At 71.6% G+C, this 25284-nt stretch carries 27 protein-coding genes and 1 pseudogene; 17 read left to right on the top strand and 11 right to left on the bottom strand.

From position 1 onward, the window contains the following. Window positions 1-95: 95 nt before the first annotated feature. Both ACTT8P_RS01105 and ACTT8P_RS01100 read right to left on the bottom strand, forming a co-directional pair. A complete protein-coding gene (locus tag ACTT8P_RS01105; protein WP_442829551.1) occupies window positions 96-602 on the bottom strand; it encodes a hypothetical protein in 507 nt (168 codons plus the stop codon). 225 nt (window positions 603-827) lie between these two features. Next, complete coding sequence (locus tag ACTT8P_RS01100) at window positions 828-2474, bottom strand: beta-N-acetylhexosaminidase (protein WP_442829550.1); 1647 nt, start codon at window positions 2472-2474, stop codon at window positions 828-830. A gap of 229 nt (window positions 2475-2703) precedes the next feature. Here ACTT8P_RS01100 and ACTT8P_RS01095 point away from each other — a divergent pair, with 229 nt between their 5' ends. From ACTT8P_RS01095 to ACTT8P_RS01070, 6 genes are all read left to right on the top strand, one after another. Continuing rightward, window positions 2704-3207 carry a 2-oxo-4-hydroxy-4-carboxy-5-ureidoimidazoline decarboxylase gene (locus ACTT8P_RS01095; protein WP_442829549.1) on the top strand — a complete coding sequence of 168 codons (504 nt, stop codon included), beginning with the start codon at window positions 2704-2706 and terminating at the stop codon, window positions 3205-3207. 246 nt (window positions 3208-3453) lie between these two features. Continuing rightward, window positions 3454-3834, top strand: coding sequence for a succinate dehydrogenase, cytochrome b556 subunit (gene sdhC / locus ACTT8P_RS01090; protein WP_361157227.1), 381 nt, complete (start codon window positions 3454-3456; stop codon window positions 3832-3834). Between the two features lie 5 nt (window positions 3835-3839). After that, window positions 3840-4322, top strand: a complete 483-nt coding sequence (locus ACTT8P_RS01085; RefSeq protein WP_442829548.1) for a succinate dehydrogenase hydrophobic membrane anchor subunit — start codon at window positions 3840-3842, stop codon at window positions 4320-4322. 17 nt (window positions 4323-4339) lie between these two features. Then, on the top strand, window positions 4340-6094 hold the full coding sequence (sdhA, locus tag ACTT8P_RS01080) for a succinate dehydrogenase flavoprotein subunit (protein ID WP_442829547.1): 1755 nt from the start codon (window positions 4340-4342) through the stop codon (window positions 6092-6094). Beyond that, entirely contained in the window at window positions 6094-6873 is a 780-nt protein-coding gene (locus tag ACTT8P_RS01075) for a succinate dehydrogenase iron-sulfur subunit (RefSeq protein WP_442829546.1), read from the top strand. The genes sdhA and ACTT8P_RS01075 overlap by 1 nt, the downstream gene beginning before the upstream one ends. Before the next feature lie 156 nt (window positions 6874-7029). Then, window positions 7030-7650 carry a Uma2 family endonuclease gene (locus tag ACTT8P_RS01070; protein WP_442829545.1) on the top strand — a complete coding sequence of 207 codons (621 nt, stop codon included), beginning with the start codon at window positions 7030-7032 and terminating at the stop codon, window positions 7648-7650. A gap of 3 nt (window positions 7651-7653) precedes the next feature. On the opposite strand, the gene ACTT8P_RS01065 is transcribed toward ACTT8P_RS01070, so the two are convergent. Next, a complete protein-coding gene (locus tag ACTT8P_RS01065) occupies window positions 7654-8241 on the bottom strand; it encodes an HD domain-containing protein (protein WP_442829544.1) in 588 nt (195 codons plus the stop codon). Window positions 8242-8400: 159 nt separating this feature from the next. Here ACTT8P_RS01065 and ACTT8P_RS01060 point away from each other — a divergent pair. The 6 genes and pseudogenes from ACTT8P_RS01060 to ACTT8P_RS01035 form a co-directional block, all read left to right on the top strand. Next, window positions 8401-8826: pseudogene (locus tag ACTT8P_RS01060) on the top strand (hypothetical protein); the annotation flags it as partial. Window positions 8827-8840: 14 nt separating this feature from the next. Beyond that, the gene (locus tag ACTT8P_RS01055; RefSeq protein WP_442829543.1) at window positions 8841-9509 is read left to right on the top strand and encodes a YdcF family protein; all 669 of its coding nucleotides are present in this window, start codon (window positions 8841-8843) and stop codon (window positions 9507-9509) included. A 148-nt stretch (window positions 9510-9657) separates the two neighbouring features. After that, the gene (locus tag ACTT8P_RS01050) at window positions 9658-10068 is read left to right on the top strand and encodes a VOC family protein (protein ID WP_442829542.1); all 411 of its coding nucleotides are present in this window, start codon (window positions 9658-9660) and stop codon (window positions 10066-10068) included. A gap of 94 nt (window positions 10069-10162) precedes the next feature. After that, window positions 10163-10570: a hypothetical protein gene (locus ACTT8P_RS01045; RefSeq protein ID WP_442829541.1), complete on the top strand. Its 408-nt coding sequence runs from the start codon at window positions 10163-10165 to the stop codon at window positions 10568-10570. Between the two features lie 4 nt (window positions 10571-10574). After that, a complete protein-coding gene (locus ACTT8P_RS01040) occupies window positions 10575-11030 on the top strand; it encodes a thiol-disulfide oxidoreductase DCC family protein (protein WP_442829540.1) in 456 nt (151 codons plus the stop codon). Window positions 11031-11039: 9 nt separating this feature from the next. Beyond that, window positions 11040-11795, top strand: coding sequence for a TetR/AcrR family transcriptional regulator (locus ACTT8P_RS01035; RefSeq protein WP_442829539.1), 756 nt, complete (start codon window positions 11040-11042; stop codon window positions 11793-11795). On the opposite strand, the gene ACTT8P_RS01030 is transcribed toward ACTT8P_RS01035, so the two are convergent. Beyond that, window positions 11788-14187: an MMPL family transporter gene (locus tag ACTT8P_RS01030; RefSeq protein WP_442829603.1), complete on the bottom strand. Its 2400-nt coding sequence runs from the start codon at window positions 14185-14187 to the stop codon at window positions 11788-11790. The genes ACTT8P_RS01035 and ACTT8P_RS01030 overlap by 8 nt on opposite strands. Before the next feature lie 174 nt (window positions 14188-14361). On the opposite strand from ACTT8P_RS01030, the gene ACTT8P_RS01025 reads away from it, so the two are divergent. Together ACTT8P_RS01025 and ACTT8P_RS01020 are read left to right on the top strand one after the other, a co-directional pair. Further along, window positions 14362-15051 (top strand): response regulator transcription factor, encoded by a 690-nt coding sequence (locus tag ACTT8P_RS01025; protein ID WP_442829538.1) that lies wholly within the window; start codon window positions 14362-14364, stop codon window positions 15049-15051. Further along, window positions 15048-16517, top strand: a complete 1470-nt coding sequence (locus ACTT8P_RS01020; protein ID WP_442829537.1) for an ATP-binding protein — start codon at window positions 15048-15050, stop codon at window positions 16515-16517. The genes ACTT8P_RS01025 and ACTT8P_RS01020 overlap by 4 nt, the downstream gene beginning before the upstream one ends. On the opposite strand, the gene ACTT8P_RS01015 is transcribed toward ACTT8P_RS01020, so the two are convergent. Continuing rightward, window positions 16503-17753 (bottom strand): metallophosphoesterase, encoded by a 1251-nt coding sequence (locus ACTT8P_RS01015; protein WP_442829536.1) that lies wholly within the window; start codon window positions 17751-17753, stop codon window positions 16503-16505. The two genes, ACTT8P_RS01020 and ACTT8P_RS01015, sit on opposite strands and share 15 nt — an antisense overlap. Window positions 17754-17811: 58 nt before the next feature. Continuing rightward, entirely contained in the window at window positions 17812-18051 is a 240-nt protein-coding gene (locus tag ACTT8P_RS01010) for an SCO4848 family membrane protein (protein ID WP_442829535.1), read from the bottom strand. Between the two features lie 91 nt (window positions 18052-18142). Between ACTT8P_RS01010 and ACTT8P_RS01005 the strand changes: the two genes are divergently transcribed. After that, window positions 18143-19438 carry a D-alanyl-D-alanine carboxypeptidase family protein gene (locus ACTT8P_RS01005; RefSeq protein ID WP_442829534.1) on the top strand — a complete coding sequence of 432 codons (1296 nt, stop codon included), beginning with the start codon at window positions 18143-18145 and terminating at the stop codon, window positions 19436-19438. Here ACTT8P_RS01005 and ACTT8P_RS01000 read toward each other — a convergent pair. From ACTT8P_RS01000 to ACTT8P_RS00985, 4 genes are read right to left on the bottom strand one after another with little or no spacing between them, the layout of a single operon-like run. Further along, window positions 19386-20303, bottom strand: coding sequence for a YihY/virulence factor BrkB family protein (locus tag ACTT8P_RS01000; protein ID WP_442829533.1), 918 nt, complete (start codon window positions 20301-20303; stop codon window positions 19386-19388). The two genes, ACTT8P_RS01005 and ACTT8P_RS01000, sit on opposite strands and share 53 nt — an antisense overlap. Next, the gene (locus tag ACTT8P_RS00995) at window positions 20291-20719 is read right to left on the bottom strand and encodes a GtrA family protein (protein WP_442829532.1); all 429 of its coding nucleotides are present in this window, start codon (window positions 20717-20719) and stop codon (window positions 20291-20293) included. Before ACTT8P_RS00995 ends, ACTT8P_RS01000 begins: the two co-directional genes overlap by 13 nt. After that, the gene (locus ACTT8P_RS00990; RefSeq protein ID WP_442829602.1) at window positions 20716-21663 is read right to left on the bottom strand and encodes a decaprenyl-phosphate phosphoribosyltransferase; all 948 of its coding nucleotides are present in this window, start codon (window positions 21661-21663) and stop codon (window positions 20716-20718) included. The genes ACTT8P_RS00995 and ACTT8P_RS00990 overlap by 4 nt, the downstream gene beginning before the upstream one ends. Window positions 21664-21670: 7 nt before the next feature. Beyond that, window positions 21671-22186 (bottom strand): phosphatase PAP2 family protein, encoded by a 516-nt coding sequence (locus ACTT8P_RS00985; RefSeq protein ID WP_442829531.1) that lies wholly within the window; start codon window positions 22184-22186, stop codon window positions 21671-21673. 153 nt (window positions 22187-22339) lie between these two features. On the opposite strand from ACTT8P_RS00985, the gene ACTT8P_RS00980 reads away from it, so the two are divergent. Next, on the top strand, window positions 22340-23695 hold the full coding sequence (locus ACTT8P_RS00980) for an FAD-binding protein (RefSeq protein WP_442829530.1): 1356 nt from the start codon (window positions 22340-22342) through the stop codon (window positions 23693-23695). 102 nt (window positions 23696-23797) lie between these two features. Then, a complete protein-coding gene (locus ACTT8P_RS00975; RefSeq protein WP_442829529.1) occupies window positions 23798-24553 on the top strand; it encodes a decaprenylphospho-beta-D-erythro-pentofuranosid-2-ulose 2-reductase in 756 nt (251 codons plus the stop codon). Between the two features lie 50 nt (window positions 24554-24603). Here the strand turns inward: ACTT8P_RS00975 and ACTT8P_RS00970 are convergent, their stop codons facing one another. Next, entirely contained in the window at window positions 24604-25182 is a 579-nt protein-coding gene (locus tag ACTT8P_RS00970; RefSeq protein ID WP_442829528.1) for a 2'-5' RNA ligase family protein, read from the bottom strand. Between the last annotated feature and the right edge of the window lie 102 nt (window positions 25183-25284).

The following is a 25284-nucleotide window of genomic DNA, read 5'->3' as shown; positions in this document are numbered from 1 at the left end:
CATCGGCAGCAGCGTCGCCCGGCGGTCTTTCGTCACCCGGATCGGGGCGGCTGCCCGCAACCGGCGCAGGACCGCCACATCTCGGCCCCGGACGGTCACGAACGCAACACGCCCAGCCGGTCCAGCAGCCGGAAGAACAGCTCCTCCGCGCCCTCGGCCGACGGTTCGGCCGTCAGGACGCCGAGCAGGTCCCCGGGGTCCGCCGGATGCCCGGCCTCCACCGCCCAGGCGGCGGCCCGCTCGGCGGCGTCGGGCGGTTCCAGGAAGTAGTCCTCCAGGGTCAGGCCGTCGTCCGCCACCCCGAGGTACCCGGCCATCGCCTTGCGGCCCAGGCAGGTCGTCCACGCCCCGCTGCGCGGCGCCGCCGCCTCCACGACCACGCAGGCGCCGTCCATCACGTACCCGAACAGCGCGGGCGCGCCGGTCCGGGCCGCCAGGCCGTTCATGCTGCCGACGCCGGACCGGCCCGGGTACTCCCACACCTGCCAGCCGTCCGGGCCCGACGCGCGCGCGGTCATGCCGTCGGCGGCGCCGGACAGCACGTCCAGCGCGGCGAGCGGCCGCTCGGCGCGGCCCACGACGAGATACCCCCAGTAGCCCATGTCCGGCCCCCCGTGTTCCGTTCACGTACGACTCGCCCAAACACCACCACAGTCGAGTGAAGTCCGCAGCAAGTCCCGGACAATTCCCCCGCCGTTCCGGTCCGGAACGGCGCGGGAACGGGGGTGGGAACGGGCGTGGGAAGGTCCGGGTGCGCGCGGGCGTACGCCGGACCAGCCGAGCCGGCCGAGTCAGTCAAGTCGGCCGAGTCAGTCAAGTCGGCCGAGTCAGTCGAGCCGGCCGGCCAGTGTCCGGAACTCCGTCCAGGACAGCTCCGGGTCGCCCGGGTCCCAGAGTTTCTGCACGGTCGCCGCCAGCGGCAGCCGGATGCCGTCCGCCACCTGGTCCTCGGTCTGGGCGCTGGGGTAGTCACCCCAGACCGCGAAGCTGCCGCCGAGGATCTGGTCGTCGTACTTCGCGTCGACCGCCGAGGTGCCGCGGATCACCCGCGGGGTCCACTGCTCGTAGATCCGCTCGCCGGTCGGGTAGACGAAGGTCTGCGGCTGGCCGAGCACGTAGTAGAGGAACTCGTCGTTGTAGTTGATGACGTCCCGGCCCTCGGCGAGGTACTCGGCCGGCTGCCGGGCGCCGATCTCCTTGCCGGTCCAGTAGGCCACCTTGATGGCGTCGGCCGCCTTCGGGTCGCTGTCCTTGAAGAAGCCGTCGTTCCAGGCGCGCGGGGTGCGGTCGTTCTTCTGGACGGTGGCCGCGCGGTCGTTGAGCCAGCCCGCGGTGAGGTCCTCGACGGTCGCGCCGGAGCCGTACTTCTTCCGCGCGGCGGCGGCGAGCTGCGGGTACGACGTCTGCGGGTCGGACACGGTCAGCGCCTGGTACTCGTCACCGCCCAGGTGCCACTGGCCGCCCGGAAAGACGTCCGAGTACTCGTCGATCAGGTCGTCGACGATGTCGGCGGCGGCCGGCTTCGAGATGTCGATCGCGCCGCTGGTCGCCGTGGACTGCGCGTCGCGCAGCTGGAGGTCCGGGTGCGCGTCGATGACGGCGCCCAGGTGGCCGGGCGAGTCGATCTCGGGCACGACGGTGATGTGCCGCTGGTCCGCCAGCGCGACGATCTCCTTGACCTGGGCCTTGGTGAGGTGGTCGCTGGAGACGATCTCCGGGTGGGACGAGCTCTCGATACGGAAGCCCTGGTCGTCGGAGAAGTGCAGCCCCAGCTCGTTGTACTTCAGGTCGCCGATCTCACGTATCCGGTCCTTGATCCAGTCCGCCGAGTAGTGCTTGCGGGCGATGTCCAGCATGAACCCGCGCCGCTCCTTGGCGGGCTCGTCCTCCACCACCCCCTCGGGCGCCGCGCCGTCCGCCGCGACCGCCTGCTTCAGGGTCCGGGTCCCGTAGAAGACCCCGCTCTCGCCCGGCGCGCTGACGGTGACCCGCCCGTCCCGCACGGTCATGGTGTACGACTCGGCGCCGGCCCCGTCGGCCTTCTTGGTCTCCAGCCGCAGGTCGCCGGAGTTCTGGTCGTCCTTCTCCCCGGCGTACGACAGCCCCAGCTCACTCGCTATGAGCTTGCCCTCGTCGGCGAGGGCGGCGTCGGAGACCACGACCCGATGGTTGTCGGCGGGCTTCCAGCCCGGTCCGCGCGCCGGGGTGTGGTCGCGTACGGCGGGTATGGTGCGGGGCTCGCTGGACAAGGCGTAGGAGCGGCTCGGGGAGGGGCCGGTGGTGGCCGCGGCCACGCCCCCGGAGGACCGCTCCGCGGACTGCGGCCCTCCGTCGCAGGCCCACAGGCCCGCGCCGAGCGCGGCCACCGCCGTACCGGCGGCCACCGCGCGCCGCCGCACCTGCTGCCGCGCCTGCTGCCGCACCTTCTGCCGCGCCTCCTGCCGCGCCGGATTCCGGCGCCCGTGCTGACTCACGACGCCAACCTACGGCCGGCGGCGGAACGGTGTCCGGTGACGACGGGAGACGTCCACCACTCGTTCTGAAACTCTCCCGTTCGGGTGAAATTCAGGCATCGCTCGGACATGTCATGCCCTCACTCGCTAACGTGACGCCACACAACTCACACAAGCCCCTGCCGACACACACGTGACGCAACAAGGACCCACGCTGCCTGCGCACCGTCTTCCAGATCTCCCCGGCCGGGTGGCCATACCCGTACCGGCCCAAACCCGTACTTCCGCGACCCCGCTGCACTCCTTCAACACCGCGAGCGCCGAGGACGCCGTCCACGCCCTCCTCACCTGCCTGCACAGCGCCCCCTGGGCGCACCGGCTCGCCGCCCACCGCCCCTACCCCGACCTCCCCGCCCTCCTCGCGGCGGCCGACGAGGCGGCGTACGACCTGGCCTTCGGGGACCTGGCCGAGGCCCTGGCAACCGAGACCCTCCCCGCCCTCCCCGAGGACACGTACGCGGCAGCCGGCACGGCGCTGCGCGCGGCGCACGCCGCCTACGAGTCCCGATTCGGACACGTGTTCGTCATCTGTCTCGACGGCATCCCCGCGGGCGAACGCCTGGACCACGTCCTCACCGCCATCCGATCACGATTGGCAAACGATCCCGAGGACGAACGAGTGGTCACGGCGGAGGAACTCCGGCACCTGGCAGGGCAACGGCTGAGGCGCGCTCTAGGGGCGCGGGGGCTGTGACATGGCGGCTCCGCCGCGGGCGCGACAAGCCACCGAGCACCCACACCCGGCAAACGAGACAAGCCACCCACCCCAGTAGCCGCCCGGTACTCCGTTGCGTGCAACTTTGATCACACCGGTAGGCCCGCTGTAAGCACCGCGCGGACGGCTGGCTACGATGCTGGGGGCCGGTGGACCGTACCCGGCCGGGCCCGACCGACAGAGAAGCCGGCGCGGCCCCAATCCCCGCTCCCGGAGGAAACTTCCGTGCCGGCTGGAACGCTGTACCGCGGCCGGGAAGGAATGTGGTCCTGGGTGGCTCACCGAGTCACCGGCGTCCTCATTTTCTTCTTCCTGTTCGTACACGTACTGGACACCGCTCTCGTGCGTGTCTCCCCCGAGGCCTACGACAAGGTCGTGGCCACCTACAAGTCGCCCATCGTCGCGCTGCTGGAGTACGGCCTCGTGGCCGCCATCCTCTTCCACGCGCTCAACGGTCTGCGCGTCATCGCCGTCGACTTCTGGGTCAAGGGCGCTCGCTACCAGAAGCAGATGCTCTGGTCCGTCGTCGTCGTGTGGCTGGTGCTGATGATCGGGGCCCTGTACCCCGTCCTCGGCCACGCCACCCGTGAACTGTTCGGGAGCTGACGCGCATGTCTACCGCTGAAACCACCGCCTCCGGGGTGGGCCCCGTAGAGGGCTCGTCCGTCTACACGGTCGACAACCCGGCACCGCTCATCGAGCCCCCGCGCAAGCGCACCAAGAAGTCCCCCAAGTCCACCCGGGGCAACTTCGAGATGTACGGCTGGCTCTTCATGCGCCTGTCCGGCGTGGTGCTGGTCGTCCTGGTCCTCGGCCACCTGCTGATCCAGCTGGTCCTGGACGGCGGCGTCTCCAAGATCGGCTTCGCCTTCGTGGCGGGCCGCTGGGCGTCCCCGTTCTGGCAGGTCTGGGACCTGCTGATGCTGTGGCTGGCGATGCTGCACGGCGCCAACGGCCTGCGCACGGTCATCAACGACTACGCGGAGCGGCCGAACACCCGCCTGTGGCTCAAGGGCCTGCTGTACACCGCCACGGTGTTCACCATTCTGCTGGGCACGCTGGTGATCTTCACCTTCGACCCGAACATCCGCTAGGCACGGGGCTGCGAATCATGAAGGTACACAAGTACGACACCGTCATCGTCGGCGCCGGTGGCGCCGGCATGCGCGCGGCCATCGAGTCGACCAAGCGCAGCCGCACCGCCGTGCTGACGAAGCTCTACCCCACCCGGTCCCACACCGGCGCCGCGCAGGGCGGCATGGCCGCCGCGCTGGCCAACGTGGAGGAGGACAACTGGGAGTGGCACACCTTCGACACGGTCAAGGGCGGTGACTACCTGGTCGACCAGGACGCCGCCGAGATCCTGGCGAAGGAGGCCATCGACTCCGTCCTCGACCTGGAGAAGATGGGCCTGCCGTTCAACCGGACGCCGAACGGGACGATCGACCAGCGCCGGTTCGGCGGGCACTCCCGCAACCACGGCGAGGCCCCGGTCCGCCGGTCCTGCTACGCGGCGGACCGCACCGGCCACATGATCCTCCAGACGCTGTACCAGAACTGCGTGAAGGAGGGCGTGGAGTTCTTCAACGAGTTCTACGTCCTGGACCAGCTCATGACCGAGGTCGACGGGGTCAAGAAGTCGGCCGGTGTGGTCGCCTACGAGCTGGCCACCGGCGAGATCCACGTCTTCCAGGCGAAGTCGGTGATCTACGCGTCCGGCGGCACCGGCAAGTTCTTCAAGGTGACGTCCAACGCGCACACCCTCACCGGTGACGGCCAGGCGGCCTGCTACCGGCGCGGGCTGCCGCTGGAGGACATGGAGTTCTTCCAGTTCCACCCGACCGGCATCTGGCGGATGGGCATCCTGCTCACCGAGGGTGCCCGCGGTGAGGGCGGCATCCTGCGCAACAAGGACGGCGAGCGCTTCATGGAGAAGTACGCGCCCGTCATGAAGGACCTGGCGTCCCGTGACGTCGTCTCGCGCTCCATCTACACGGAGATCCGGGAGGGCCGCGGCTGCGGTCCCGAGGGCGACCACGTCTACCTGGACCTCACGCACCTGCCGCCGGAGCAGCTGGACGCCAAGCTGCCGGACATCACCGAGTTCGCGCGGACCTACCTGGGCATCGAGCCGTACACGGACCCGATCCCGATCCAGCCCACCGCGCACTACGCGATGGGCGGCATCCCGACCAACGTCGAGGGTGAGGTGCTGGCCGACAACACCACGGTGGTGCCCGGCCTGTACGCGGCCGGCGAGGTCGCCTGCGTCTCCGTGCACGGCGCCAACCGCCTGGGCACCAACTCGCTCCTGGACATCAACGTCTTCGGCAAGCGGGCCGGCATCGCGGCGGCCGAGTACGCGCACTCCGCGGACTACGTCGAGCTGCCGGAGAACCCCGAGTCCCTGGTCGTCGAGCAGATCGAGCGGCTGCGCACCTCCACCGGCAACGAGCGGGTGGCGGCGCTGCGCACCGAGCTCCAGGAGACGATGGACGCCAACGTGATGGTGTTCCGCACGGAGCAGACCATCAAGACGGCGGTCGAGAAGATCGCGGAGCTGCGCGCCCGCTACAAGAACGTCTCGATCCAGGACAAGGGCAAGCGGTTCAACACCGACCTCCTCGAGGCCGTCGAGCTGGGCAACCTGCTCGACCTGGCCGAGGTGATGGCCGTCTCCGCGCTGGCCCGCAAGGAGTCGCGCGGCGGTCACTACCGCGAGGACTACCCGAACCGCGACGACGTGAACTTCATGCGCCACACCATGGCGTACCGCGAGGTCGGCGACGACGGCACCGAGTCCATCCGTCTCGACTACAAGCCGGTCGTCCAGACCCGCTACCAGCCGATGGAGCGTAAGTACTGATGGCTACCCCTGTTCTGGACAAGGCGGACGCGGCCGGCACGCCCGAGCCCGGTTTCGCCGACTCCCCCTACATCACCGTCACGGTCCGGGTCCGCCGGTTCAACCCGGAGGTCTCCGCCGAGGCGGTCTGGGAAGACTTCCAGCTGGAGATGGACCCCAAGGAGCGCGTCCTGGACGCCCTCCACAAGATCAAGTGGGAACAGGACGGCACGCTCACCTTCCGCCGCTCCTGCGCGCACGGCATCTGCGGGTCCGACGCGATGCGGATCAACGGCAAGAACCGCCTCGCCTGCAAGACGCTGATCAAGGACATCAGCCCCGAGAAGCCGATCACGGTCGAGGCGATCAAGGGCCTCACCGTGCTGAAGGACCTGGTCGTCGACATGGACCCGTTCTTCCAGGCGTACCGGGACGTGATGCCCTTCCTGATCACGAAGGACACCAACGAGCCGACCCGCGAGCGCCTCCAGTCCGCCGAGGACCGCGAGCGCTTCGACGACACGACCAAGTGCATCCTGTGCGCCGCCTGCACGTCCTCGTGCCCGGTGTTCTGGAACGACGGCCAGTACTTCGGCCCGGCCGCGATCGTCAACGCCCACCGCTTCATCTTCGACTCGCGCGACGAGGCCGGCGAGCAGCGGCTGGAGATCCTCAACGACCGCGACGGCGTCTGGCGCTGCCGCACGACCTTCAACTGCACGGACGCCTGCCCGCGCGGCATCGAGGTCACCAAGGCGATCGCGGAGGTGAAGCGAGCGCTGATCACGCGCCGCTTCTGACGTCCGTCGGTTCACGCCGGTCAGGGCCCCGTTTCCGCTGGGAGACGGGGCCCTTCGGCGTGCGCCACGCGTTCGGGTGAAGGACAGCCGTACAGCCCTTGAGGTGTTTACCGGCCTACCATGCTGCTCTCGACACCAGCCCACAGGAGGCATGTGATGACCGCAGCACACGTTGAGCGGCCGCACTGCGACCGGCCGCTCCTCGACGCGGCCAACCGGCTCATGGAGCACAACCCGGGCTATCGCGTCGAGATCATCGGAGGCATCCTCGCCGTGACTCCCCCGCCGGACATCGCTCATAGCCGAGCGCTCAACAAGCTCACCGAGCCCTTCGTGGCCGCAGGTCTGGGCAACGGTGAAACTGAGGTACACCAGGGCATCGGGGTCTGGCTGCCCGACGGCCCCGAAGACTATGCCATCCCCGATCTGTCCGTCGTCGACGTCGACGCCGACGAGCATCTCATCGAGAACAACTGCTACGACCCTGCCGTTTTCCGTCTGGTTCTGGAAGTCACGTCGAGCAATTACCAGAACGATCTGCGTGCCAAGGTAGCCGCTTACGCCATCGCCAGGATTCCGGTGTACGTGATCGTCAATCGCAGGCACAACCGCCTCCACGTACTCACCGACCCCGTCGCCAACGAATACGACCAGCACCGGGTGTTCGCCCCTGGTCAGTCGGTCACCCTCCCCGACTCTCTCGGCGCCGAGGTCACCCTCGACGTCACCGAGATCCTTGCCGCCGGACGGCCGAAGAGCGCGTCCGGTGAGAGCTGACCGTCAGCTCTGTCCCTCGCCGAGGGCCGCGCGCAGCCAGTCCAGTGAACCGGTCGCCAGTACGGCGTCCGCGAGAGCCTGGCCGGACGGGGTGACGATCCGCCCACGGCTGTTGTCGATCCACCGCTGCGCGTTCTCGTAGCCCTGGGAGCGGTACTCGATGCCCTGGAGCATGCACTCCAGCTTGTCGGCGTCCCGCGCGCAGACCGCCTCCGGAGTCTCCCGGGCCTCGTATGCGGCGATGATCCGAGTCACCGCCTCGGCGACGGTCGCGGGCATCCCCGCCACCTGATCCGCCACGATGTGCCGCGGGTCGGCCTCGCCGCCGCTGTACTTCTTGCCGAGGTGGTTGACGTCCCCCGTGCGGGTCTCCCCGGTGTCGTGCCAGACGGCGAGGAGCGCGGCGCGGGCCGGGTCGGCGCCCTCCATCGCGGCGATGACGGACGCGATGAGACTGGTCCGCCAGGAGTGCTCCGCGACCGACTCCGGGTCCTTGACACCGGCCATCCACCACCCGGTCCGCTTGGTCGCCTTCAGCGTGCCGGCCTCGTACAGGAAGCGGGCTACCGGCGTCAGATCCTCGTCGGCCACGGTCGAACCCCTTTCACGTCTCGGCAAGACGGATCGCGCAGAGTCCTGCGAACTGCCTTGAACCAACCGACAATATCGGCGAGCAGCGGCTGGAGGCCCCAGCGCTGTCACACGGCTTGGGACCATACAGACACCTGCCCGCACGCCATCAAGGTCGCAACGCGGGCCCGCGCGAAACTGTGGGTGGGAACCGCGTTGAGCAAGGACGGCCGGCACGACTATGCGACCCGCGTCATGCAGGCAGCGACCCGCGACTTCGAAGACCTCGTCGAACCCGATGACTGGTCGGTTGCCCACCAGAAACTCGCCCTCGCCCGCCGCGGCGCCGGGGACCTCACTCAAGCCCTGCACTTCATCGACGTCGCTCGCACCAGCGGGACGCCCGACTCACCAATGCAACGCGTGCGGCTGGACACCGCTCACGGCCACATCCTGCTCTCCGATGCGGCGACCCGGGATGATGGACACCTCGTCCTCGACCAGGCCGCCAAAGTGGCCGCGCAGTACGGACTCGTGCACCAACTGCGCAGCATCGAGGGCATCAAGGCCATGAGCCGGGAGCCGACCGGCCCCCGGCAACGGTGACCAGGGAGAAACGCGTGCGCGACGACCAGCAGGGCATCACCGAGGACCAGTGGCGCCAGGCCGAGCTGATCTGGGACTACCACCAGATGCACCACGCGCCGCAGCCCGTCGACGTGGCGATCGGGCTGGGCAGCCACGATCTCGGCGTCGCCGCCCATGCCGCCGAGCTGTACCGCTCCGGGCTCTTCCCGGCCCTGGTGTTCACCGGCGGCAACAGCCCCACCACCGCCAAGGTCTTCCCGCGCGGCGAGGCGGTCCACTTCCGCGAGCACGCCATCGACCTCGGCGTCCCCGCCGAGGCAATCCTGCTGGAGCCCAGCGCGACGAACACCGGGCAGAACATCACCCTCTCCCGCGAGGTCCTCACCGCCGCCGGCCTCCACCCCGAGACTGTGCTGCTGGTCTCCAAGCCCTACATGGAAAGGCGGTCGTTCGCCACCGCCCGCAAGCTGTGGCCCGACATCGAGATTCACTGCGCGTCGGAGCCGCTGGAGTTCGACGACTATCTGAAGTCCATCGGTGACGAGAAGCTCGTCCTGGACATGCTCGTCGGCGACCTCCAGCGGGTCATCGAGTATCCGAAGCTCGGATTCGCCATCGCGCAGGAGGTCCCGGAGGACGTGCATGCGGCGTACGCATCCCTCATCCGCGACGGCTTCACCAGCCGCCTCATCAGCCCGTGACACGCTGACCGACAACGCGAACCCGGCCCGCCCCGGCCGCTTCCCCCACCCACCAACCCCGACGTCCTTGCCGCCGGACGGCGCAAAGCGCGCCCGGGAAGGGATGACAATCAGCCTCCCCCGGAGATGATCGCCCTACCCTGACGCCATGTCAGATGACGAGTCCTACGAACTGCTCGGGTTCGACAACGTGCTGCTGCCCGTCGGGGATCTCGGCGAGGCGGTGGAGTTCTACCAGCGGGCCGGGTTCGAGATCGGGTTCCGGTTCGACGAGGGCGGGATCGCGTTGTTGAAGGCCGGGAAAGAGACGCCCGGGATCGCGCTGCGGCATGAAGAGGGGTTCGGGCATCGGCCGCCGCCCTGGCCCTCGGCGCGGGTCTGGCTGGAGGTGCCGGACGCCAAGGCCGCCGCGCGGGTGCTCGCGGACGCCGGGGTCGAGGCGTACGACGGGCCCTTCTCCAGTGCCACCGGGTGGACGGTGGAGTTCGCCGACCCCTGGGGGAATGTCGTGGGGCTCACCGACTACCGGAAGCGGCCGCAGCTCGCCCGGCGGGCGTGACGGGGGCCACTCCGCCTTTGAGTTGAACACGTTCAAAAGCGGGTCTAGAGTCATTCCCGTCAGCGTTTTGAACGCGTTCAAGAAGGGGTGGGGCATGGACCGCACCGTCATCGCCTACGTCATCTACCTGGCCGTCAGCATCGGGCTGACCATCTGGGTGGCCCGCACACTCAGCCGCAACGGGCGGATCTTCCTCGCCGATGTGCTGCACGGCGACGAGAAGCTCGCCGACGCCGTCAACCACCTCCTGGTGGTCGGCTTCTACCTGGTCAATCTCGGTTTCGTCGCCCTCTACCTGAGCGGTGACGACACCATCACCGACACCCGTCAGATCTTCGAGGCGCTGTCGACCAAGCTCGGTGTGGTGCTGCTGGTGCTCGGCGTGATGCACCTGGGGAACGTGTACGTGCTCAACCGCATCCGGCGGCGCGGGGTGATGGAGCGGGAGCAGGTACCGCCGGTGCCGCCGCAGGGCTGGGTGGCCCCCACGGTCGGGCGTTGAGCTGATGACCCCCGTACGGCGGCTGACCGTCCTCTACGACGCCGAGTGCGGGCTGTGCGTCCATGTGCGGGACTGGCTGCTGCGCCAGCCCCGGCTGGTGGAGCTGGAGCCGGTCCCCGCCGGGTCGGACGCGGCCCGGCGGCGCTTGCCCGACCTCGACCACGCCGCCACCCTCGACGAGATCACCGTCGTCGGGGACGCCGGGCAGGTCTACCGGTCCGCCGCCGCCTGGATCGTCGTGCTCTGGGCGCTGCGTGCGCACCGGCCGCTCGCCCACCGGCTCAGTACGCCCTCGGGGGCGCGGCTGGCCAAGGGCGCGGTGCTGGCCGCCGCCAAGTGGCGCGGCTCGCGGTGGGGCGGCCAGGTGTACCGCCGGGCGGACGGCTGGACGTATGACCCGCGGGCCGGCTGGACCTACCGCGCGCCGGGCTGTGCCGACGGCGCCTGTGCCACTGGCTAGGCTGCGCTCGTGCCCGCGAAGAACGACGGCCCCGACGACGGGACCCACCTCAGCAAGTCCGAGCAGACCCGCGCCCTGATCCTGGAGACGGCGATGCGGCTGTTCCAGGAGCGGGGGTACGACAAGACCACGATGCGGGCCATCGCCCAGGAGGCCGGGGTCTCAGTCGGGAACGCCTACTACTACTTCGCGGGCAAGGAACACCTGATCCAGGGCTTCTACGACCGGATCGCCGCCGAGCACCAGGTGGCGGTCCGGGAGGTGCTGGCCCGGGAGAGCGACCTGGAGGCCCGGCTCGCGGGCGTCCTGAAGGTGTGGCTGGACATCGCCGCGCCGTACCACGAGTTCGCGGTGCAGTTCTTCAAGAACGCCGCCGACCCGGACAGTCCGCTCAGCCCGTTCTCCCCGGAGTCGGAGCACGCGCGCGTGGAGGCGATCAGCGTGCACCGGACGGTGCTGGCGGGGGCGAAGACCAAGGTGCCGGAGGAGCTGCGGGACATCCTGCCGGAGCTGATGTGGCTCTCCCAGATGGGGCTGGTGCTGTACTGGATCTTCGACCGGACGGAAGGGCGGGAGCGCAGCTACCGGCTGGCCGAGCGGGGGGCGCGGCTGACCGCGCGGGGTGTGGTGCTGGCCCGGTTCCGGGTGCTGCGGCCGCTGGTGCGCGAGGTGCACGAGCTGTTCACGGACTTCCTGCCGGGCATGACGGCGGCGCTGCCCGATCCGCGGCGGAAGGGGCAGCGCCGGTCGGAAGAGGTCAGTTGACCGCGTCCGCCTCCTCCTGTTCCGCCAGTTCCACGTCGTGCACCAGCGGCTCGTCGGCCACGGTCACGTGCGCGGCCCGGGAGCCGTACGCGGGGGCGGTCGTCGCCAGCAGGTAGGTGCCCGGCGCGGGGACGGCGAGGATGTACGAGCCGTCGGCCAGGGCCGTGACCCGGTCGAGCTGCCGGCCGCCCGGCGTCAGCAGGGTGACGGACGCGCCGCGCACCGGGTCGCCGCCGGGGGCGCGGACGTAGCCGTGGACGACCGAGGACGGGCCGTCCTGGGCAGTCACCGGCGCTTCCGCCGGTTCCACCGCCAGGTGCGGCAGCCGCTTGTCCAGGCCGGCCGGCAGCCACCAGTTGGACCGGCCCAGCAGATGCATCGCGGCCGGCACCAGCGCGGTACGCAGGATGAACGCGTCCAGCGCGACCGCCGCCGCCAGGCCGATGCCCGCCATCGCGCCCTCCGTGTCGCCGCTGAGCACGAACGCGGCGAACACGCTGATCATGATGAGCGCGGCACAGTTGATGACCCGGCTGGTCTCGGCCAGGCCGACCCGCACCGCGCGGCCGTTGTCCCTGGTGTGCACCCACTCCTCGTGCATCCGGCTCACCAGGAAGACCTGGTAGTCCATCGACAGCCCGAACAGCAGCGACAGCATGATGACCGGCAGGAAGGAGGTGATCGGCCCCTCCTTGCCGAAGCCGAGCGCCTCCGCGCCCCAGCCCCACTGGAACACCGCCACCAGTACGCCGAAGGAGGCCGCCGCGGCCACCAGGTTCATCAGCGCGGCCGTCAGCGGTACGACGAGCGAGCGGAAGGCGACCAGGAGCAGCAGGAAGCCCAGCGCGATGATGGTCGCGACGAAGTACGGCAGCCGGTCCCCGGTGACGGAGGCGAAGTCCTTGAAGACGGCCGTCACCCCGCCCACGTACGCGTCCGTGCCCGACTCGGGGATCACGTCGTCGCGCAGCCGGTCGATCAGCTGGTCGGTCTCCTCGGACTGCGGTGAGGTGGTCGGCACCACCTGGATCACGGAAACGCCGTTCGCGGGCGGTACGGCGGCCACCTGGGCGACGCCCTCGGTGGCCTCGATCGCCCGCACCAGACCGGTGGCGTCAGCGCCCTCCACGACCACCTGGAGCGGGCCGTTGAAGCCGGGGCCGAAGCCCTCGGCGAGCAGGTCGTACGCCTGCCGGGTGGTCGTGGACTCGGGCTGGTTGCCCTGGTCGCTGGCGCCGAGCCGGAGCGAGAAGACGGGGATCGCGAGGACCGCCATCACCACGACGGCCACCGCGGCGGTCGAGCGCGGGCGCCGCTGGACGTACGCCGACCAGCGCGCCGCGAGTCCGGCCGACTCCTTCGGCTCCGGTCCGGTCGCGGCCAGCCGGCGCCGCTGGCGGCGGCTGAGCACCCGGATGCCGAGAAAGCCGAGCAGCGCGGGCAGCAGGGTGACGGCGGCCAGCACGCTCAGCACCACGGTCAGCGAGGTGGCGACGACCACGCCGTCCAGGAACCGCATGTTCATCACCAGCATCCCGGCCAGCGCGATGCACACCGTGCCGCCCGCGAACAGCACCGCGCGCCCGGAGGTGTTGAGGGCGGTCACCGCCGCCTCCTCCGGTGCCATGCCGCGCAGGATGCCGCGCCGGTGCCGGGTGACGATGAACAGCGCGTAGTCGATGCCGACGCCGAGGCCGATCAACGTGCCGAGCAGCGGGGCCACTTCGGGCACGTCGGTGACGTGGCTGAGCAGGGTGGTGGACATCATGCCGCCGCCGACCCCGGCGACCGCGGTGACCAGCGGCAGCAGCATCGCGAACACCGACCCGAAGGCCAGGAACAGGATGACCGCCGCCGCCGCGATGCCGACGAGTTCGGCGGTGCCCATCGGCGGCTCCTGGGTGCGGGCGATGGCCTGCCCACCCAGCTCCACCGTCAGCCCGGCGCGCTCGGCGCCCCGCGCGGTGTCCACCACGTCCTCGATCACCGCCAGGTCCACCGAGTTGGCCTGCTCGGTGAAGGTGACCTGGGCGTAGGCGATCCGCCCGTCCCGGCTCACCTGCGCCGCGCCGGCGTCCGCGTAGGGGCTGCTGACCGCGCCGACCCCGTCCAGCCGCCCGATCTCCGTTAGCGCCGGTTCGATCCGGGACCGTACGGCGGCGTCCCGCACCGAGCCCTCGTCGACCTTCCACACCACCGTGTCGGTGTCGCCGGAGCTCTCCGGGAACGCCTTCTCCATCAGGTCGAAGGCCCGCGCGGAGTCCGTGTCCGGGAGCGAGAAGACGTTCGCGTAGTCCGATCCCGCGGCCGTCCCTCCCGCCCCGAGTCCAAACAGCGCCCCCACCCACAACAACAGGACCACCAGCCGATGCCGGTAGCACCACCGCGCCAATGCCGCCACGCTCGAACTCCTCGCTCGCAGGAAAAAGTCGGTCGGTCCCCCAGGTCCTGCGCCACAGCATCGGCGCGGCCGGCCCCGCGCGGACACCGGCTGCGCATGACTCTCAAGGAACTCCAAAGCGGCGGCCCTCCCCCGATGTCAGTGCCCGCGCCGATACTGGGGGGCATGACGACGGGACCAGGCACCGTGCTGGTGGTGGAGGACGAACCGAGCATCGCGGACGTCCTCGCCATCGCCCTGCGCTTCCACGGCTTCGGGGTGATGTGCGCGGGCACGGTCCGCGAGGCCCTCGCGCTCACCGACACCACCGCGCCGGACGCGGCGCTGCTCGACGTGATGCTGCCGGACGGCGACGGCCGCGCGCTGGGCCGGGAACTGCGCGCCCGGCGGCCCGAGTTGGCGCTGGTCTTCCTGACCGCGCGGGACGCGCCCGCCGAGATAGTCGGCGCGCTCGGGTTCGGCGACGACTACATCACCAAGCCGTTCAACATCGACGAGGTGGTCGCCCGGGTCCAGGCGGTACTGCGCCGGGTGCGCCCCGCCGACGTGCTGCCGCAGCGGCCGCCGCTCACCTATGGCGACCTGGAGCTGGACGAGACGACGTACACGGTGCGGCGCGGCGCCAGCTCGGTCGAGCTGACCCCGACCGAGTACGCGCTCCTGCGGTTCCTGGTGCGCAACGGCGGCCGGATCGTGCCCAAGGAGCAACTGCTGCGGCATGTGTGGCAGTACGAGCACGCGCCGTCCGAGTCGACCGTGGTGGAGACGTACGTCAGTTATCTGCGGCGCAAGCTGGACGCGCTCGGGCCGCCGCTGATCACCACCCGGCGGGGTGTCGGATACGGCCTCGCATGAGGGCGCTGCGGCCCCTCCTGCTCGGCCGCCGGGCCCGGGGCATCCCCTCGCTGCGGGCCAAGCTGACGGTGGCCAACGTGGCGCTGCTGGCCATCGGCGTGGTGGTGGCCACCGCCGTCAGCCTGGTCGGCATGCGGCACTACCTGATCGACCAGATCGACGCCGAACTGGCCCGCACCCGGCAGTCGCTGGGCGGCTCGCCGCTCACCATGGAGCAGCTCGACGCGCTGGGCGCGGTGGCGCTGGTCCGGGACCGGTTCCTGAACGGCGACGCCCGGGACCGGGCGCCGGACAACGTCATCGCGGCGGCCGACCGCCGGGGCCGGCCGCTGCCGCTCGCCGGGTACGGGCCGAGCGACAGCCAGCGCGCGCTGGCCGCCGCGGTGGGCGGCCCGGCGGAGCTGGCCGCCGACCCCGAGCCGCGCGACATCACCGTGCACGACACCGCCTACCGGGTCACCGCGGCCCGGCTCTCCGACGGCACGTACATCCTGGTCGCCACCTCCACCGACGCGCTGCACACCGGCGTCGCCAAGGCCCTCAGACTCGACCTGGGCGTCGGCACGCTGCTGCTGGCGCTGCTGGCCTGGCTGACGATGATGAGCGTGCGGCGCCGGATGCGGCCGCTGGAGGACATGGTGGAGACCTCGTCGGCGATCGCCGAGGGGGACCTGACCCGGCGGGTGCCCTCCAGCCGGGAGGCCACCGCGGAGGTGGAGCAACTGCGCCTCGCGCTGAACTCGATGCTGCACCAGGTGGAGTCGGCGTACCGCACCCGCGAACGCAGCACCGCCCAGCTGCGCCGCTTCGTCGCCGACGCCTCGCACGAACTGCGCACCCCGCTGGCCGCGATACGCGGCTATCTCCAGCTCTACGACAAGGGCATGCTGCGCGAGCCGGCCGAGCGCAAGCGGGCCTGGGAACGGGTGCTGGCGGAGACCGACCGGATGGGCCGCCTCGTCGACGAACTGCTCACCCTCGCCCGTCTCGACCAGCGCCCCGAGCTGCGGCTGCGCCGGGTCGACGTCGGCCGGCTGCTGCGCGACGCGGCCGAGGACCTGCGCGCCCAGCAGCCGGACCGGCCGGTCACGGTGGACGCCCCGGGGGAGCTGGTGCTGCGGGCCGACGAGTCGGGCCTGCGGCAGGTGGTGGGCAACCTGGTGGCGAACGTACGGGTGCACACGCCGGCGGACGTGCCGGTGCGGCTCGCCGCGGTGGCGCTCGACGGGAGCGTGCTGCTGTCCGTAGAGGACAAGGGGCCGGGACTGGCGGCGCAGGACGCGGCGCGGGTCTTCGACCGGTTCTTCCGGGCGGGCGGCGGTGCGGGCAGCGGCCTGGGGCTGGCGATCGTGCAGGGCGCGGTGCGGGCGCACGGCGGCGAGGTGAGCGTACGGACCGCGCCGGGCGAGGGCCTGACCGTGACGGTCGTGCTGCCCGCCCGGACGGACGGGTCAGCTCTGGCGTGAGGCCAGTTCGATCACGGTGATGTCGGACTCGGCGCCCACCCGGGTCGGCGGCCCCCAGGCGCCGGCGCCCCGGCTGACGTAGAGCTGGGTGTCGCCGTAGCGCTCCAGGCCCGCGACGGTCGGGTTGGCGGCGGCGGCCAGCAGCGGGCCGGGCCACAGCTGGCCGCCATGGGTGTGGCCGGAGAGCTGGAGGTCGACGCCGTGCTCGACGGCGTCGTGGATCATCACCGGCTGGTGGGCGAGCAGCACACAGGCGCGGGCCCGGTCCCGGTCGCCGAGCGCGCGGTCGTAGTCGGGGCCCTGGCCCTCGCTCTCGCCGCTGATGTCGTTGACGCCGGCCAGATCGAAGTGGGGCAGTTCGGTACGGGCGTTCTCCAGGGGCAGCAGGCCCAGCCGGCGGACCTCGTCCACCCACTGTTCGGCGCCGGAGAAGTACTCGTGGTTGCCGGTGACGAAGTACGTGCCGTGCCGGGCGCTGAGCCGGGCCAGCGGCGCGGCGGCCGGGCCGAGGTCCTTGACGCTGCCGTCCACCAGGTCGCCGACCACGGCGATCAGGTCGGGCTGGGTGCCGTTGACCGTGTCGACGACCTTCTGCGCGAAGCCCCGGCCCAGCACCGGGCCGAGGTGGATGTCGCTGACCACGGCGATCCGGAAGCCGTGCGCGGCGCGCGGCAGCTTGGCCAGCGGCACGGTGACCCGCTTCACGGTCGGCCCGTTCAGCACGCCGTACGTCCCGTACCCGACCGTCCCGACCGCCACCGCGGCGGCGGCCCCGCCGACCACCCGGGAGACGAAGAGCCGCCGGGAGGGGACGGTGAGGGGGCCGGGTGCGGGATCGTCGGCCGCGGGCCCCGGTGCCGGTGCCGGTGCCGTGCTCACCGGCGTCCGGGCGACGCTCTCCTCGGACACGGCCGCCCGCCGCTCCAGGTACCGCCGCAGCAGCGGCCGTACCGCCTCCCCGGCCAGGACCCCGAGCAGCAGGTAGATCGACAGGGCCAGCCACAGGAAGCCCGGCCAGCCCAGGATCCGCTGGAGCCAGAAGGGCGCGCCGGTGCGCTCGGCGACCAGCGCGCCGACGGCCAGCAGCCAGCCGCCCGCGATCAGTACCGCGCCCGCCCGGCGCACGCCGCCCGCGCGCCGGGTCGTGTCGCGGAACAGCCGCCGCCACACGTACCAGTTGGCCGCCACCAGGACGCCCACCAGCACCAGCGCGACCAGCGCCAAGACGATCACCATGCCGTACGTACCCCCACCCGTTCCACCCGTTGTGCCCCCACCCCGACCCGGACCGCGACTATGACGTGCGGCGCAGTGCGCGCAGCCCGCGCAACCCGATGAGCCCGACGACCGTCCCCCATACGAAGGAGACCACCGCCAGCAGCAGGTGGACCCAGAAGTACGCCGTGGGATCGCCGTCCTCGAACGCGAGTCCGCTGCTGTCCTTGGCCAGATTCTTGACGAAAGTGATCCAGATGATCCAGGACCACACCCCGAACGCGAGCAGGAACCAGGAGACGGGACGGCTGAGCTTCATGCCCCCAGTATCGCCGCCGCCGGTCCGGTTCGGGGTCCGGGGTGGGGAGGCGGGTGGGACACCGCGGCGGGCGGGCGGTACGTTCTCGACCGTGCCCGCACCCAAGAAGACCGTCCGGCGTTCGCTGCTGGTCACTCCCGCCGTCCTGACCACCGTCTCGGCCCTCGCGCTGGCCGCACCGGCCGCGTCCGCCGCCCCGCGCCCGGACGCCTCCGCGAGCCCCTCCGCCACGCCCCCGGCGCAGATGTCGAGCGTGGGCGGCAGCCGGCTCGGGCAGTCGGGCACGCAGGCCAATCTGGCGAGCGGCGTACCGGTGCTGCCCAAGGACGTCACCGCGCGTTCCTGGATCGTCTCGGACGCGGAGAGCGGCGAGGTGCTGGCCGCGCACAACGCGCACTGGGAGCTGGCCCCGGCGTCCACCCTGAAGATGCTGTTCGCCGACACGGTGCTGCCGCAGTTCCCGAAGACCACCAAGCACAAGGTGGTCCCCGCCGACCTGGCGGGCATCGGCTCGGGCTCCAGTCTGGTCGGCATCAAGGAGAACGAGACGTACACCGTGCACGACCTGTGGCTGGGCGTCTTCCTGCGCTCCGGCAACGACGCGGTGCACGTGCTGGCCGCGATGAACGGCGGGGTGGACAAGACGGTCGCGGACATGAACGAGCACGCCGAGCAGCTCCAGGCGCTCGACACCCACGTGGTCAGCCCGGACGGCTACGACGCCCCCGGACAGGTCTCCTCCGCCTACGACCTGTCGCTGTTCGCCCGCTCCGGGCTGCAGAAGGCGGACTTCCGCGAGTACTGCTCGACGGTCAGCGCGGACTTCCCGGGCGAGACGACCAAGAACAAGAAGGGCAAGACGGTCCGCAAGCCCTTCGAGATCCAGAACACCAACCGGCTGCTGACCGGCGACTACGACATAGACCAGTACCCGGGCATAGCGGGGGTGAAGAACGGCAACACCACCAACGCGGGCGCCACCTTCACCGGCGTCGCCGAGCGCGACGGCAAGGTGCTGCTGGTCACGGTGATGAACCCGGAGAAGAGCGAGCACAACGAGGTCTACAAGGAGACCGCCAAGCTCTTCGACTGGGGGTTCAAGGCGGCCGGCAAGGTCGAGCCGGTGGGCGAGCTGGTGGCCCCGAAGGGCACCGCGTCCAGCGCCTCCCCCGAGGCGGGCGCGGGCGAGGCCGGCGGCAGCGGCGACGGGGACGGCGCGAAGGACTCCGAGCCGGTCGGCGCCGCCGCCGGCACGGACGGCTCCGGCGGCATAGGGACGGCGCTGGGCATCACCGGCGGCGCGCTGGTGCTGCTCGCGGGCGCCGCGTTCCTGGTCAACCGCCGCTGGCCGCTGCCGGATCTGGTACGCCGCCGGACCCGCCCGTAGCCCCGCCGAGTTCGCTCTCCTTGCTGCCGGTCGCCGTCCAGGACGCGCAGAACAGCACCAGCTTAGAGGTGAAATTGATCCACAGCAGCAGGGCGACCGGCACCCCGAACGCGCCGTACATGCTCTTCGCGGCCACGCCCTGCATATAGCCGCTGAGCAGCAGCTTGAGCAGTTCGAAGCCGACCGCGCCGAGCAGCGCCGCCACCAGCAGCCGGCGGCGCTCGGGCTCGGCGCCGGGCAGCAGGGTCAGCACGTAGAGCAGGACCAGGAAGTCGGCGAGTACGGCGACGGCGAACGCGGCGATGTACAGCAGCACCCCGCCGACGCCGCCGCCGTCCATGCCGAGGCGCCGGATGATCCAGCCGACCAGCGCGGAGGCGACGGTGGAGATGGCGAGGGTGACCAGCAGCGCGCCGCCGAAGCCGATCAGGACGCCGCCGTCCTTGGCCTTGCGCAGCACCGGGTTGTCCTCCTCGTCGGGCAGTTCCCACACCGCCCGCAGACAGCCCCGGGTCTGGTCGATCCAGCCCAAGCCGGTGAACAGCAGCAGGGCGGCGGCGATCACCCCGACGGTGCCGGCGTTGGCCACCAGGCCCTCGATGTTCAACTGGTCGGCGATGCCCGGGATCTGATCGGTGATCTTGTCCTGGACCTCCTTCTGCTGCTGCTCGCTGAGGGTGGCGGCGATGATCGCGGCGCCCAGCGAAAGCAGCGGGAACAGCGCGATGAAGCTGGTGAAGGTCATGGCGGCGGCCAGCCGCGTCCACTTCACCCGGTCCAGCCGCTCGTACGACCGCCAGGCGTGCGTGGCCATCAGCCGGGCCACCCACGGGCCCACTACGGGAAGCTTTTTCAGCCAGTCCATGATCCGACCCTGCCCCCAGTTGGGAAAACCAGTGTCCTTGTGCCCCAGAAACGCAGGATCGTGGCCAGCACCATGCCGATTCCGGCGCCGGCGACCGTGTCGGCGCGCTGCGAGGTGAGGCCGAGGCCGTAGTGGCTGACGGTGAGGCAGAGCAGTTGGACGGCGGCGCCGGCCAGGTTCACCGCGAAGAAGACGGCGTACGGGCGCGGGCCGCGGGGCCGGGTGTGCCGGTAGGTGCCGAGCGCGTTGCCGGCGTAGGCGACCGTGCAGCCGGCCACGAAGGAGAGCGCCTTGGCGGTGAGCGGGCCGAGTCCGGCCGGTCCGCGCAGCAGGGTGAACAGGCCCAGGTCGACGGCGTAGGCGAGGAGGCCGGCCAGGGCGAAGCCGAGCAGTTCCCGGCGGCCGGCCACGCTCACCAAGGGGACACCGCCGCCGCGTACAGCGCCGCCCACACCACCCCGATCAGGGTGAGCGCGCGGTCGCGCAGGACGACGTCCTCGGGTTCGCCGGCCGTGCCCCGGTCGGCGAAGACGGCGTAGCGCAGCACGGCGAGGATGAAGGCGACCACCGAGAGCTGGCGCCAGGGCAGCAGGCCGGGGTGCCCGGCGCCGCCCTCCTCCAGGGCCCACAGGCAGTAGCCGAGGACGGCGACACCGGCCGCGAGCTGCCAGACGAAGCGCAGGTAGCCGGTGGTGTACTCGGTGAGCAGCGCGCGGGTGGCACCCGCCCGGCCGGCCATCTGCACGGCCTCGGAGTAGCGCTTGGCGGCGACCATGAACAGCGCGCCGAAGCCGGTGGTGATCAGGAACCAGCGGGACAGCGGGATGCCGAGCGCGAGCCCGCCGACGGTGGCCCGCATCAGGAACCCGGTGCTGACCACGACGAGGTCGACGACCAGGACGTGCTTGAGGCTGACGCAGTACGCCAGTTGCATGCCCAGGTAGGCGGTCAGCAGGGCGGCGACGGCGGGCGGGCAGAGCCAGAGCGCGGCGGCGGGCGCGAGCAGGGCGAGGGCGCCGCCGACGGCGTAGGCGACGGGGACCGGCACCTGGCCGGCGGCGACCGGGCGGTGCCGTTTGACCGGGTGGGCGCGGTCGGCGTCGGCGTCGCGGGCGTCGTTGACCAGGTAGACGGCGGCGGCGCAGGCGGTGAACAGGACGAAGACCAGGGCGATCCGGGTCAGCGCGGGCAGCGAGAGGAGTTCGCCGGCGGCGGCCGGGGCGGCGACGACCAGGACGTTCTTGATCCACTGCTTGGGGCGGGCGGTGCGGACCAGGCCGGTCAGCAGGCCGCCCGGACGGGGCGGCCGGGCCGGCGGCCGCTCCCGGGTGCGCTGGCGCAGGACGGCGGTGTCAGCCATGGACGTGTCAGCCATGGAGCACGCCTCCGCGCATCCAGTCGGCGCCGAGCCGGGCGGTGAGGGCACCCAGGGCGGCGCCGGCCGCCACGTCCGAGGGGTAGTGCACGCCGGTGACCAGCCGGGAGAGGCAGACCGCCGCGGCCACCGGCCAGGCGGCGCGGCTGCCGAGGGTGCCGAGGGCGACGGCGGCGGCCACCGCGGAGGTCGCGTGCGAGCTGGGGAAGGAGTGCCGGCCCGCGGTGCGCACCAGCGGCCGGACATGCGCCGGGCGCGGGCGGCGCACGACCCGTTTCACGCCCATGCTGGCCAGGTGGGCACCCGCGGTGAGGGCGGTGCCGCGCAGCCAGGCCGCCCGGCGGGGGCGGTCCAGGGCGGCTCCGGTGAGTCCGGCCGCGAGCCACAGTGCCGCGTGCTCCCCCGCGAAGGACAGCGCGCGGGCGGCGCCCGCCACCCGCGGGTCACCGCCGCACGCCCTGAGCGCCGAGACGATCCGGTGGTCCATGTCGTCGAGGTGGTCGTCCATGCGGACTCACTGTTCATGCCGACGGCGGCGGAACTCCGGCAAAACTCCGGGACTATTGAGCGACATCCCATTAATCACCCATTTCGGGGATAACCCGGGATAACTGGAGATTTCAGAATCGATACTGAATAAAGGGGCGATACGGTCGCGGCCATGTCTGCCGACACTGACTGGGGTCCCGTCACCGGATGGGGCCGCACCGCCCCCACCGCCGCCCGGCTGGTCCGCCCCCGGACGTACGAGGAGGCGGCGGTCGCGGTCCGCGCCTGCGGGGCGCGCGGCACCGTCGCCCGGGGCCTGGGCCGGGCCTACGGCGACGCGGCGCAGAACGCGGGCGGCGCCGTGCTGGACATGACCGGCCTGGACCGGATCCACGCCATCGACGTCGAGGGCGGCACCGTGCTGTGCGACGCGGGTGTCTCGCTGCACCGGCTGATGGAGGTGCTGCTGCCGCTCGGCTGGTTCGTGCCGGTGACGCCCGGTACCCGCTATGTCACCGTCGGCGGGGCGATCGGCGCCGACATCCACGGCAAGAACCACCACGTCTCCGGGTCCTTCTCCCGGCATGTGCTGTCCCTGGAGCTGCTCACCGCCGACGGCCAGGTCCGGACCGTCGTGCCGGGCACGCCGCTGTTCGCGGCGACCGCCGGCGGCATGGGCCTGACCGGCGTGATCCTCACCGCGACGGTCCGGCTGCACCCCGTCGAGTCCTCGTACATGTCCGTCGACACCGAACGCGCCACCGACCTCGACGACCTGATGGCCCGGCTGACCGCCGACGACCACCGCTACCGGTACTCCGTCGCCTGGATCGACCTGCTGGCACGCGGCGCGGCGACCGGCCGCGCGGTCCTCACCCGCGGCGACCACGCCCCGCTGGACGCGCTGCCGCGCCGGGCCCGCCGGGCTCCCCTGGCCTTCCGCACCGCCCAGCTGCCGGCCGCCCCGGCGTATGTCCCGGAGGGGCTGCTGACCCGTACCACGGTCGGCCTCTTCAACGAGCTGTGGTTCCGCAAGGCCCCCCGCGCCCGCACCACCCGCCTCCAGCGCATCCCGTCCTTCTTCCACCCCCTGGACGGCGTCCCGCACTGGAACCGGATCTACGGCCGCGGCGGCTTCGTCCAGTACCAGTTCGCCGTCGGGTACGGCCAGGAGGAGACCCTGCGCCGGATCGTGCGCCGGATCTCCGAGCGGCGCTGCCCGTCCTTCCTGGCCGTCCTCAAACGGTTCGGGGACGCCGACGCGGGCTGGCTGTCCTTCCCGGTGCCGGGCTGGACGCTGGCCCTGGACATCCCGGCCGGGCTGCCCGGCCTCGGCGCCTTCCTCGACGAACTCGACGAGGAGGTCGCGGCGGCCGGCGGCCGGGTCTACCTGGCCAAGGACTCCCGGCTGCGGCCGGAACTGCTCGCCCCGATGTACCCGCGCCTCGCCGACTTCCGCGCGCTGCGCGCGGAGCTGGACCCGCGCGGAGTCTTCGTCTCCGACCTCTCCCGCCGCCTCGACCTCTAGCACCCCCACCTCCTCTAGAACCCCCACCTCCTCTAGGACCCCCACCTCCTCTAGAACCCCCACCTCCTCTAGGACCCCCGCTTCCGGACCCAGGAGACCGCCATGAAGGACGCTTTCGGCCTGCCCCAGTCCCTGCTCGTCCTCGGCGGTACGTCCGAGATCGCGCTGGCCACCGCGCGGCGCCTGGTGGCCCGCCGCACCCGTACGGTGTGGCTGGCCGGCCGCCCCTCCCCCGCGCTCGACGAGGCCGCCGAGGGACTGCGGCGGCTCGGCGCGGACGTCCGCACCGTCGCCTTCGACGCCCTCGACCCCGAGTCGCACGAGGAGGTGCTCGGCAAGGTCTTCGCGGAGGGCGACATCGACCTGGTGCTGCTCGCCTTCGGCATCCTGGGCGACCAGGCGCACGACGAGCGGGAGCCGGTGAGCGCCGTGCGGGTCGCGGGGACCAACTACACCGGCGCCGTGTCGGCCGGCCTGGTCAGCGCCGCCGCGCTCCAGACGCAGGGCCACGGCTCACTGGTCGTGCTCTCCTCGGTGGCCGGCGAGCGGGCCCGCCGCGCCAACTTCATCTACGGCTCCAGCAAGGCCGGCCTGGACGCCTTCGCGCAGGGTCTGGGCGACGCGCTGCACGGCACCGGCGTGCACGTCATGGTGGTGCGCCCCGGGTTCGTACGGTCCCGGATGACCGCCGGTCTGGCGGAGGCGCCGCTGGCGACGACCCCGGAGGCGGTGGCGACCGCCATCGAGCTGGGCCTCAGACGCCGCTCGGAGACGGTCTGGGTGCCGGGCGCGCTGCGGGTCGTGATGTCGGCCGTGCGCCACCTGCCCCGCGCGGTGTTCCGCCGGCTGCCCGTCTAGTACTACGTCGCCCTAAACAGCTAGTACTACGTCGTCCTGGGCAACTGGTACTACGTCCTGGGCAGCGTGCTGCGCTCCGCGCGGCCGGCCTGGGGCGGTACCACCGTGCTGCCGAAGGGGTACTCGCGCAGCTTGCGCCACACCCCGTCGGCGCCCTGCTCGTACAGCGCGAAGCCGGTGCAGGGCCACTCGGCCGCGTAGCCGGCCAGCTCCGCGAAGGCGCGGTCCATCGCCGCCTCCTCGATGCCGTGCGCCACGGTGACGTGCGGGTGGTACGGGAACTGGAGCTCGCGGGCGACCGGTCCGGACGCGTCGCGGACCTGCTTCTGGAGCCAGGTGCAGGCTTCGGCGCCCTCGACCACCTGGACGTAGACCACCGGCGAGAGCGGCCGGAAGGTGCCGGTGCCGGACAGCCGCATCGGGAACGGCCGGCCGGCGGCGGCGACCTCCGCCAGGTGCGTCTCGATCGCGGGCAGCAGCCCGGCGTCGACCTCGGTGGGCGGGAGCAGGGTGACGTGGGTGGGGATTCCGTGAGCCGCGGCGTCGCCGAAGCCCGCGCGCAGCTGTTGCAGCCGGCTGCCGTGAGGCTCCGGGACCGCGATCGACACGCCGATCGTTACGGTCCCCACGTCGTCTCCTGTTCTGTCCTGTCGGTGCTTCGGCGGAAGTGGCCGCTGGTGCGGCCACCTGTTAATCGACTGTACGGCCACGACCGGGTCCCGGGCAGGCGC

The sequence above is a fragment of the Streptomyces sp. JW3 genome (genome assembly GCF_052216785.1).
In the GTDB taxonomy this organism is placed as follows: Bacteria; Actinomycetota; Actinomycetes; order Streptomycetales; family Streptomycetaceae; genus Streptomyces.
This window is presented reverse-complemented; position numbering and strand designations above follow the sequence as displayed.